This window comes from Tsukamurella ocularis, assembly GCF_965138335.1.
GTDB classification, from domain to species: Bacteria; Actinomycetota; Actinomycetes; order Mycobacteriales; family Mycobacteriaceae; genus Tsukamurella; species Tsukamurella ocularis_A.
Genome location: NZ_CBCSDV010000056.1, coordinates 29 through 10,112, shown reverse-complemented (window position 1 = coordinate 10,112; position 10,084 = coordinate 29). Strand labels below are relative to the sequence as shown.

General features: G+C 73.4%; 8 protein-coding genes and 2 pseudogenes. 1 reads left to right on the top strand and 9 read right to left on the bottom strand.

Annotation, left to right across the window (positions count from 1 at the left end; genetic code table 11):
• The first annotated feature begins 44 nt into the window (after positions 1-44).
• Positions 45-1,301, top strand: a complete 1,257-nt coding sequence (gene fmdA / locus ACNAYW_RS24195; RefSeq protein WP_415852149.1) for a formamidase — start codon at positions 45-47, stop codon at positions 1,299-1,301.
• Here fmdA and ACNAYW_RS24190 read toward each other — a convergent pair.
• The 9 genes and pseudogenes from ACNAYW_RS24190 to infB form a co-directional block, all read right to left on the bottom strand.
• Positions 1,274-3,064 carry a hypothetical protein gene (locus ACNAYW_RS24190; RefSeq protein WP_415852147.1) on the bottom strand — a complete coding sequence of 597 codons (1,791 nt, stop codon included), beginning with the start codon at positions 3,062-3,064 and terminating at the stop codon, positions 1,274-1,276. The genes fmdA and ACNAYW_RS24190 overlap by 28 nt on opposite strands.
• Before the next feature lie 13 nt (positions 3,065-3,077).
• On the bottom strand, positions 3,078-3,512 hold the full coding sequence (locus ACNAYW_RS24185) for a hypothetical protein (RefSeq protein WP_415852146.1): 435 nt from the start codon (positions 3,510-3,512) through the stop codon (positions 3,078-3,080).
• A gap of 41 nt (positions 3,513-3,553) precedes the next feature.
• Positions 3,554-4,915 carry an MATE family efflux transporter gene (locus ACNAYW_RS24180; protein WP_415852145.1) on the bottom strand — a complete coding sequence of 454 codons (1,362 nt, stop codon included), beginning with the start codon at positions 4,913-4,915 and terminating at the stop codon, positions 3,554-3,556.
• A 21-nt stretch (positions 4,916-4,936) separates the two neighbouring features.
• The gene (locus ACNAYW_RS24175) at positions 4,937-5,881 is read right to left on the bottom strand and encodes a DHH family phosphoesterase (protein WP_415852144.1); all 945 of its coding nucleotides are present in this window, start codon (positions 5,879-5,881) and stop codon (positions 4,937-4,939) included.
• Positions 5,878-6,123: pseudogene (locus ACNAYW_RS24170) on the bottom strand (ribosome-binding factor A); the annotation flags it as partial. The pseudogene ACNAYW_RS24170 and the gene ACNAYW_RS24175, both read right to left, overlap by 4 nt.
• 26 nt (positions 6,124-6,149) lie before the next feature.
• A partial coding sequence (locus ACNAYW_RS24165) for a ribosome-binding factor A (RefSeq protein WP_415852143.1) occupies positions 6,150-6,342 on the bottom strand: 193 nt, incomplete at its 3' end.
• A 175-nt stretch (positions 6,343-6,517) separates the two neighbouring features.
• Positions 6,518-7,270, bottom strand: coding sequence for a uracil-DNA glycosylase family protein (locus ACNAYW_RS24160; RefSeq protein WP_415852142.1), 753 nt, complete (start codon positions 7,268-7,270; stop codon positions 6,518-6,520).
• A gap of 21 nt (positions 7,271-7,291) precedes the next feature.
• A complete protein-coding gene (locus tag ACNAYW_RS24155) occupies positions 7,292-7,582 on the bottom strand; it encodes a DUF503 domain-containing protein (protein ID WP_415852148.1) in 291 nt (96 codons plus the stop codon).
• 81 nt (positions 7,583-7,663) lie between these two features.
• Positions 7,664-10,084: pseudogene (infB, locus tag ACNAYW_RS24150) on the bottom strand (translation initiation factor IF-2); the annotation flags it as partial.

The window sequence follows — 10,084 nt, the reverse complement described above, 5'->3', positions numbered from 1 at the left end:
CCCCCCGATCCGCCCCGCACAACCGAACAAGAAAGGCCCGCTCCATGCCCGAAGTCGTCTTTCCGCTCGATTCCAGTAAGAAGTTCACCGACCAGGAGAAGATCGGCCACAACCGGTGGCACTACGCCATCCCGCCGGCCGTCACCGTCAAGCCCGGCGACACCTTCCGGGTGCACTGCCGCGAGTGGTTCGACGGTGCCATCCACAACGACGACTCGGCGGAGGACATCCTCAATGCACCGCTGACGACCGTGCACACGCTCTCGGGCCCCATCGCCGTGGAGGGCGCCAAGCCGGGCGACCTGCTCATCGTGGACATCGTGGACGTGGGCCCGATCCCGCAGGAGGACAGCGGTCCCCTCGCGGGCCAGGGCTGGGGTTACACCGGCATCTTCGCCAAGGAGAACGGCGGCGGCTTCCTCACCGACCAGTTCCCCGACGCCTACAAGGCGGTCTGGGACTTCACGGGCCACACCGCCACTTCGCGGCACGTGCCGCACGTCAGCTTCACCGGCATCATCCACCCGGGCCTGATGGGCACGGCACCGTCGAAGGACCTGCTCGCCCGGTGGAACGCCCGCGAAGCGGCGCTCATCGCCACGGATCCCGACCGCGTGCCGCCGCTGGCGCTCCCGCCCGAGCCGAACGACGCCATCCTCGGCACCCTGACCGGTGACGCCTTCACCGCGGCCGCCGCGGAGGGCGCCCGCACGGCGCCGCCGCGCGAGAACGGCGGCAACCAGGACATCAAGAACCTCACCCGCGGCACCCGCGTCTTCTACCCCGTGTTCGTGGACGGCGCGAACCTCTCGGTGGGCGATCTGCACTTCAGCCAGGGCGACGGCGAGATCACCTTCTGCGGCGCCATCGAGATGGGCGGCTTCATCGACCTGCACGTCGACATCATCTCGGGCGGCATGGAGACCTACGGCGTCAGCGAGAACGCGATCTTCCTGCCCGGCGGCGACGTGGGGCCGCGGTACGAGCAGTTCCTCGCGTTCTCCGGCACCTCGGTGACCCTCGACGACGAACAGCGTTACCTGGACAGCCATCTCGCCTACCAGCGGGCGTGCCTGCACGCGATCGACTACCTCACGAAGTTCGGCTACAGCCCGGAGCAGGCGTACCTGCTGCTCGGCGCCGCACCGATCGAGGGCCGCCTCTCGGGCGTCGTCGACATCCCGAACTCCTGTGCGACGGTGTACATCCCGACGTCGATCTTCGACTTCGACGTCACGCCGGGCAAGGACGGTCCGGTGCGGATCGATCCGGGTCAGGGAGCGCCGCGCGCGTCGCGCTGATCCCCGTCGGTCCTCGGCCCCGGGAGCGCGGCCACGGCGAACTCGCCGAGGTGCCGCCGCGCCCCGGGGCCGAGGCGCACCGTCGCCCGGCCCGCGAGATCGTCCACCAGCACCCGGGCGCGGTCGAGATAGGCCACGCGCTCGAGGTCCGTGCCGGCGCCCGCCGCGTGCCGCAGCAGTTTCGCGGCGCGCTCCAGGTCCGCCGCGTCCGGTGCGCTCTGGTGCGTGTGGCCGGTGCGCCGCCCGTGGTCCTCGCACACCGCCCATGCGCGCGCGGTCTCGACGACGGCGCGGTGGTAGGCCTCCGCCAGCTCGGGGCCCGCGGGGCCGCTCTCGGGGCGCAGCGCCTGCGCCCGTGCGAGCGCGTCGTGGAAGTCCGCGGTCGGCGGCTCGGTGATGTCGGAGACGGCCGGGTAGGAGAGGATCAGCGCGGGATCGGTCTCGTAGGGCAGGTAGGCACGGAGCACCCGGTCGTGCTCGGCGGTCGCCGCGGCCCACAGGAGGGCGTCCGGGGACGGCCCGGCCGGGATAGCGGGCGGGGCGGTGGTGCGCCGCCGGAACCAGGTGCGGCGCGATGGATCCGCACGGCGCGCCGGGGCCACGCGGCGCGCCGCGGGTGCCCCCAGGCGCAGGCCCGGGGCAGGCCGACGGTACGCCTGCGGGGACCGGTTGTCGACGGTGCGCGCGCCCGCCTCGGGATGCGCGGCCAGGAATGCGCGGCAGTGCCGCACCGGTAGCACGCGCACTGCGTCGTGGGCATGGGACGGCACGGCGGGGACCACCCGGACGGTCGTACCGCCGCGCTTCGACGGAGTGACGAGTTGCACCCGGTGCACCGTGCACCCCGCGCCCACCGCGACGCTCGCGAGCGTGACGCCCTGGCGCGCGACGACGGCGAGCTCATCGCCGACCGCGACGGGCAGCGCGGAGTCGGTCGACGACGGGGCGAGTATCAGCGTCGTGGCGCCGTCCCCCGCGCCCTCCGGCGCGGACCGGACAACGAGTTCCGGTGGGGCCGAGACCTCCTCGGGCGGCATGGGCGGCGGCACCGGAAGCGCGGCCGCGTCGACGCCGGGGATCGGGCCGCACACCGTCACGAAGGGTTCCAGGGCAGCACGCACGTCCTCGGGATCGGCCGCGGCGCGCAGGAGTGTCCGTCCGGCGCCGCGGCGTTCGAGCCGGGTGATCGCCGCGAAGGCGGCGCGGGCGCGCGCCAGCTGCACCGCGCTGACGGCGGCCCGCGCCAGGTGGTCGAGCGCGAGATCCACCGTCGACGGGCGGTGACTCAGGCCCGCTCTCGGCGGGCCCACCGCCTCGAGCCGCGCGCACAGGGCCTGCGCGTCCGTGCCTGCGCCGAGATGCGCGATCCGGTGCGCCTCGTACACGCTCAGTTGTCCCAGCCGCAGCGCGACCGCCCATTGCAGTTCCGTCATCCGCTCCCCCGGCCGCTCCTCCGGGAAGACGCCGCGGCCAGTGGCACGGACCGCGTCGAGCAGCACCGCCACCGACGGGGCCGGGCACAGCGCCTCCACCGCCGACGGCACCGCGGCGCTCCCGCCGCCGACGACTCCGTAACGCTCGTCGAGCAGCACGGCGGCGGTGGGCCGGTCGGCGTCGATCACGACCGGCAGGACGGAGCCCGCGGCCGCCGTCTCCCACCCCTCGGACCGCGCCACCGGCAGCGCGCCGCGCCGCCCCGGGATCCAGACCTCGTCGGGGCCGTCGGCCGGATGCACCGTCCGCAGGAAACCGCGGGTCAGCACGGCGGCACCCGGATCAGCGCGGGAAGGGCAGGCCCGGGGGGATGGTGATGGTGCGCGGGGCGCCCGGCGGCAGGTCGATGCCCGGCGGGATCACGACGGTGGTGGGATACGGCTGCTGCGTGGTCGTCGGCGCCGCCGTGGTGGTCTCCGCCGTCGGATAGGTCGTGGGCGCGGTGTACGGGGCGCCACCGGCGGGGGCCTCCTGCGTGGCCGTCGGCGCGGGAGCGGCGGTGGTGGTGGCCGGCGCCGAGGACGAGGCGGACGCGTGTGCCGACGACGGGCCCGACGCCGGTGCGCTCTGCGCCGCCGAGGGATTCACGGTGAACGAGGGAACCGATCCGGAGTCCGACGGGGCGCAGGCGACCGCCGCGCCGCATGCCGCGACCGCCGCCGCACCGGCGAGGGTCCTGCGGAACGCGGTCGTGCTCGTGATCACAGTGAATGCCATATGCAACATACGATCGTATTCAGGGCCGCATTGCAAGCCGTTCAGGCCGGCGCGGTGCCCACGCGCTCCCACCGGTGCCCGAGGAAGCGCGCGACCACCGCGGCGCAGCGCAGCACCATGAACGCCGCCAGACCGGACCAGATGCCGGCGAGGCCCCAGCCCAAGGCGTAGGACAGCCAGATCAGCGGCAGGAAGCCCACGAGCGCGGCGGCCATCGTCGCCGTGCGGAGGAACGCGGCGTCCGCGGCGCCGAGCAACACTCCGTCGAGCGCGAAGACCACGCCCGCGATCGGGATCATCCCGACGAGGAACCACCACGGCACGGTGAGGGCGTCGAGCACCGCGGCGTCGGAGGTGAACAGGCGCGGCAGGGTGCCCTGCAGCGCCGCGAGCGCCGCGGCGATCCCCAGCGCGAACGCCGTGGACCAGGCGGTGACCCGGCGGCCCAGCGAGCGGGCCGCACCGGCGTTCCCCGCCCCGAGCGCCGCGCCCACCAGGGTCTGCGCGGCGATGGCCAGCGAGTCGAGAACGAGCGCCACGAAGTTCCACAGTTGCATCGCGATCTGGTGGGCGCCGACGTACTGCGCGCCCGCCCGCGCGGCGACGGCGCCCGCGGAGACGAAGCAGATCTGGAAGGAGAGGCTGCGCACGATCAGGTCGCGGCCCAGGAGCAGCTGCGCCCGCACCAGATCCGGCCGCGGACGCAGCGCCGCGACCCCGCCGCCGCCCGCACTCGCAGCGCGCGCGACCGCCCCGAGGAAGAGCAGCCCGCTCACGACCTGACCGGCGAGGTTCGCCCACGCGGAACCGACGAGGCCCAGTTCGGGGGCGCCGCCCCAGCCGAACACCAGGGTCGGGCACAGCACCGTCGACAGGCCCAGGCCGATGAGCACGAAGACCAGGGGCGCGCGGGGGCGCTGCACGCCGCGGAGCCAGCCGTTGCCCGCCATGGTGATGAGGATCAGCGGGATCCCGAAAGCTGCCACCCGCAACCACGACTCGGCGGCGGCGGCGATCTCGGCACGGCCCGCCACCGCCCGCGTCACGGGACCGGCGAAGCCCTGCACGAGGGCCAGCAGCACACCGCCGACGGCCAGCGCGATCCACGTCGCCTGCACACCCTCGACGACGGCGCCGCGCGGATCGCCCGCGCCGTACCGCCGGGCCGACCGCGAGGTGGTGCCGTAGGAGAGGAAGGTCAGCTGCGTCGAGACCGTCGCGAGGATCAACCCGCCGACGGCGAGACCCGCCAGCGGCAGCGCACCGAGCCGGCCGATGACCGCGGTGTCCCACAGCAGGTACAGGGGCTCCGCGGCGAGCACTCCGAGCGCCGGCAGAGCCTGCCCGATGATGCGCCTCCCCAGGCCGGCAGGCACTGCGGGCGCGGCGGCGCTCCCGGTCACGCGGTTCCCGTCATGCGTGGATCAGGCCCGGGCGAGGAAAGCCGCGATCACGTCGTCGGCCGAGCCGGTGGCCGAGTATCCGGCGGCGAGGCGGTGGCCGCCGCCGCCGAAGTCGCGCGCGACCGCGGACACGTCGAGGTCAGTGCGCGCCCGCAGGGAGGCGGACCAGTCCCCACTGTCGCTCTCCTTGAAGAGCGCGGCGACCTCGCAGTCCTCGGCGGTGCGCAGGAGGTCGATGAGCGACTCCGCGGCGTCCCAGCCGAGCGGTCCGCGATCCGCCGCGCGGCACACGGCGTACACGGCGCCCCGGCCGCCGAAGGCCTCCGGCACCGCAGTCGCCGAGTTCAGGACCGCGGCGACCATGCTGAACCACGCGCGCGGGTGGCTGTCGAGCAGGTCGCGCGAGAGCTCGCGGCCGCGGGCGCCCGCCGCGAGCAGTCGACTCGCCATGACGTGCCCCGCGGGCGTCGCCCACCGGAACGATCCCGTGTCGGTGATCAGCCCGGCGTACAGGCAGTCGGCCGTCCCGGCGTCGAGGTCGGCGCCGAGGGCGTCCACGACCTCGAGGACGAGCTCGGTGGTGCAGTTGGCGGACGGGTCGATCAGGTCGATCGTGCCGAATCCGGTGTTGGTCGCGTGGTGGTCGATGACCACCCGCTCGCGGTGACCGTGGAAGGACGCCTCGAGGCCCGCGAGTCGCTCCGAGCTCGCGCAGTCGACGGCCACGGCGATCTCCGCATCGGACATCGGTGCGGTGAAGCCGTCGACGCCGGGCAGCAGGCCGATCCCGGACGGCAGGTCCGGTCCGGGGTGGCTGACGGTGACCTCGGCCCCGCGGGCGCGCAGCACCCGGGCGAGCCCCAGGCCGGAACCGAGGGTGTCGGCGTCGGGGCGCACATGGCAGTACACCGCGACGCTCCGCGCACCGTCGAGCGCAGCCGCGACGGCGGCTGCGGCATCGGTCACCGCTCGTCCTCCGGTTCGTCGTCCGCGTCCTCGTCGTCGTGCTTGTACGGATCGGCGTCGCCGGCGGGCTTCGCCGTGGCGGCGACGGCGGCGACCCGCTCGTCCTGCTCGCGGGCCTTGGCGAGCAGGGCCTCCATGTTCGCGACCGCTGCGGGCACCCCGTCGAGCTCGAAGCGCAGCGTGGGCGTGAAGCGCACGCCCGTCTCCGCGCCGACCTTGCTCCGCAGCTGGCCGCGGGCCTTNNCGAGGCCCGCGGCGGCNGCCTCGNAATCGGGCTCGACGTCGAGCGTCGGGCCCATGACCGTGTAGAAGACGGTCGCGTCGTGCAGGTCGTTGGTCACGCGGGTATCGGTGACCGTGACGTAGTCCAGTCGCGGATCCTTGATGTCGTGCTCGATCGCGGTCGCGACGATCGTCCCGATTCGCTTCGCGAGCCGAGCGGCCCGTGCGGGGTCAGCCATGGCCAGTCCCTCCCTTAAACACGTCGAACGATCAATCGGTGCAGCAGTGCGATCAACCGATGGAACAGCGAGCATATCCCGGTCCGGAACAGGTGTGTCGGCACCTGCGTCGACCACACTCAATCCTGTGCCGGGCCACAGGCGGCAGCGGCACGCCCACGGGTGCGATCCGATCTCATCGACAGGAATCGCACACGCCGCTCGCAGGCATCAGCGTCCAGCACCCGCGGCACACGCGGGCACCGCGTTCGCCCCGTGGCTCGGCCGCTCGCGGGCGCGGCGCCGTCGCGGCCGTGCCCGCCGGGACCCGCGCATCGATCCCGATCGCCCGCGCGGCCGCCACCACCGCTGCGTCGTACGAGCGGCGGTTCTCGGGCCGGCTGATGCCGGGCCAGCCCGGCGAGGCGCCGACGATCGTCGGTACGTCGCGGTGAAGGCGGCGCGGCCAGCGATCACGAGGCGCGGCCCCGAACAGGACCACGAGCTTCAGCTTCGGCAGCATCGCGAGCATCTCGCGGTGGTACGGGATCGCGCGGGCCACCTCGGCATCGGTCGGGGCGCCGCCGGGGTTCGCAAGAGGGAACGGGCACAGGTTCCATCCCGCCGTGCGCATCCGCGGGAGCCCCACCTCCCGGAACACGCTGAACTGCAGCGCAGCGACCCGGTCGTCGTTGTCGAGGCTGAGGAACCGAGTGCCGACCCGGTCGGGGTCGGCGTCCGCCTCCGGCGCGCGCAGTACGAACAGGACTTCGGCGTCGACACCGCCGGACAGCGGATCGGCATAGGGCAGCGCGCCGCACCCCTCACGCTCCGCGATCCGATCGACGAGGGCGTTGATCGGGGCGACGTGCGGGTCGCGGACGTGCTCAGCGCGTTCCCTCCGGACCCGTGGATCTCCGAGTGCCCGTGGCGTTGTCGGTTCCCGCATCCTCGGCTCCTTCCGCGACGTTCAGTCCTCCGGGCCCCAGAGGCGCCGCCGCACCGATAACACTTCCACCTCGGGGTGCCCCGTGACGGTGCGTTCGCACCGCTCGAGGACCTCCCCGACGTGGCCCGCGTCCGGGCCGGCCAGTCCGACGCCGATCAGCGCGCGACGATGCAGGTCCTGGTGGCCCACCTCGGACGCACTGACCGAGAACCGGCGCAGCTCCGCGAGGATCGGCCGGAGCACGGAACGCTTGTGCTTGAGCGAGTGCACGTCGCCCAGGAGCAGGTCTATCTCAATGACACCTGTGAACATCACACGGGCCACCCGGCCCTGGGGATAGTGGTCGGGTGNGGNCGGCGCAGAACGCGCCGACCGCACCCGGCCGGAGGAACATCAGTCGCGCGGCTTCTCGACCAGTTCGTAGGTCTCGATCACGTCGCCGACCTTGATGTCGGAGTACGAGAGCGTCAGACCGCATTCGTAGCCCTCGCGGACCTCGGTCGCGTCGTCCTTCTCGCGCTTGAGCGACGTGACCGTGAGGTTCTCGGCCACGACCTTGGAGTCGCGGAGGAGGCGCGCCTTCGCGTTGCGGCGCATGATGCCGGACTGCACCATGCAACCCGCGATGTTGCCCACCTTGGACGACTTGAAGATCGCGCGGATCTCGGCCTGGCCGAGCTCCTTCTCCTCGTAGACCGGCTTGAGCATGCCCTTGAGCGCGGCCTCGACCTCGTCGATCGCCTGGTAGATCACCGAGTAGTAGCGCACCTCGACGCCCTCGCGGTTGGCGAGCTCGGTGGCCTTGCCCTCGGCACGCACGTTGAAGGCGATGATGATCGCGTTCGACGCCGACGCCAGGTTGACGTTGGTCTCGGTGACGCCGCCGACACCGCGGTCGATGACCCGCAGCTGCACCTCGTCGTCGATCTCGATGCCGAGCAGGGCCTCTTCGAGGGCCTCGACGGTACCGGAGTTGTCGCCCTTGAGGATGAGGTTGAGCTGGCTCGTCTCCTTGAGCGCGGCATCCAGATCCTCGAGCGAGACGCGCTTGCGCGAGCGGGCCGCCAGGGCGTTGCGCTTACGCGCCGCACGCCGGTCGGCGATCTGCCGGGCGATGCGGTCCTCGTCGACCACGAGCAGGTTGTCGCCTGCACCGGGGACCGACGTGAAGCCGATGACCTGGGCCGGACGCGACGGGGTCGCCTCCGTGATGTCGTCGCCGTTCTCGTCGACCATGCGCCGGACGCGACCGTAGGCGTCGCCCGCCACGATCGAGTCGCCGACCCGCAGGGTGCCGCGCTGGATGAGCACGGTGGCCACGGGACCGCGGCCGCGGTCGAGGTGCGCCTCGATGGCCACGCCCTGCGCGTCCATGTCGGGGTTCGCCCGCAGGTCCAGCGAGGCGTCGGCCGTCAGCAGCACCGCTTCGAGCAGCGCCTCGACGTTCGTGCCCTGCTTCGCGGAGATGTCGACGAACATCGTGTCGCCGCCGTACTCCTCGGGGATCAGGCCGTACTCGGTGAGCTGCCCGCGGATCTTCTCCGGCTGCGCGCCCTCCTTGTCGATCTTGTTCACCGCCACGACGATCGGCACGTCGGCCGCCTGCGCGTGGTTGATGGCCTCCACCGTCTGCGGCATGACGCCGTCGTCGGCCGCGACCACCAGGATCGCGAGGTCGGTGGCCTTCGCACCGCGGGCACGCATGGCGGTGAACGCCTCGTGACCCGGGGTGTCGATGAACGTGATCAGGCGTTCGTTGCCCTCGAGCTCCGTGAGCACCTGGTAGGCACCGATGTGCTGCGTGATGCCGCCGGCCTCGCCCTCGCGGACGTTGGCCTTGCGGATCGTGTCGAGCAGTCGGGTCTTACCGTGATCGACGTGGCCCATGACGGTGACCACCGGCGGGCGCTGCTCGAGGTCGTCCTCGTCGCCCTCGTCCTCGCCGTAGGTGAGGTCGAAGCTGTCGAGCAGCTCGCGGTCCTCGTCCTCGGGGCTGACGACCTGGACGACGTAGTTCATCTCCTCGCCCAGCAGCACGAGGGTCTCCTCGTTCACCGACTGGGTGGCGGTGACCATCTCGCCCAGGTTGAACAGCGCCTGGACCAGCGATGCCGGGTTGGCGTCGATCTTCTCGGCGAAGTCGCTCAGCGACGCGCCGCGGGCGAGACGGATCGTCTCCCCCTGGCCACGCGGCAACCGCACGCCACCGGCGATCGGCGCCTGCATGCTCTCGTACTCGGCGCGTTTCGCCCGCTTCGACTTGCGGCCACGACGCGGGGCGCCACCGGGACGACCGAACGCACCCGCGGTACCGCCGGGCCGGCCACGACCGCCGCCACCGGGACGACCGCGGAAACCGCCCGCGGGAGCACCTGTGCCGGTGCCGCCGCCGGGCCCACCGCGGTAGCCGCCGCCACCGCCGCCGGGACGACCGCCGGGCCCACCACGACCACCGGGGCCGGGACGGCCCTGCGCGGCCGGACGCGCGGCGCGCGACGGCATGGCACCGGGGTTCGGGCGCGGGGGCATGCTGCCGGGGGTCGGACGCGGCCCACCGGGGCCGGCCGCGGGGCGACCACCCTGGGGACGCGGTCCGCCCTGGCCGGGAGCCGGACGGGCGCCGCCCTGCGGGCGGGGTCCGCCCTGACCGGGAGCCGGTCGGGCACCGCCCTGCGGGCGCGGGCCACCGGGGCCCGGCTGCGGACGGGGCGCACGCTCGACGGGAGCCTGCGAGGAGAACGGGTTGTTACCCACCTTCGGCGTGCGCGGGCCGGGCTTGGGGCCGGCCGGGCGCGGAGCCGGGCGTGCGGCCGG

Excerpts from the sequence above, each read along its gene's own strand:
- ACNAYW_RS24185 (WP_415852146.1), bottom strand. The coding sequence starts at position 3,512 with ATGGCATTCACTGTGATCACGAGCACGACCGCGTTCCGCAGGACCCTC.
- fmdA (WP_415852149.1), top strand. The coding sequence starts at position 45 with ATGCCCGAAGTCGTCTTTCCGCTCGATTCCAGTAAGAAGTTCACCGAC.
- ACNAYW_RS24160 (WP_415852142.1), bottom strand. The coding sequence starts at position 7,270 with ATGCGGGAACCGACAACGCCACGGGCACTCGGAGATCCACGGGTCCGG.
- ACNAYW_RS24155 (WP_415852148.1), bottom strand. The coding sequence starts at position 7,582 with ATGTTCACAGGTGTCATTGAGATAGACCTGCTCCTGGGCGACGTGCAC.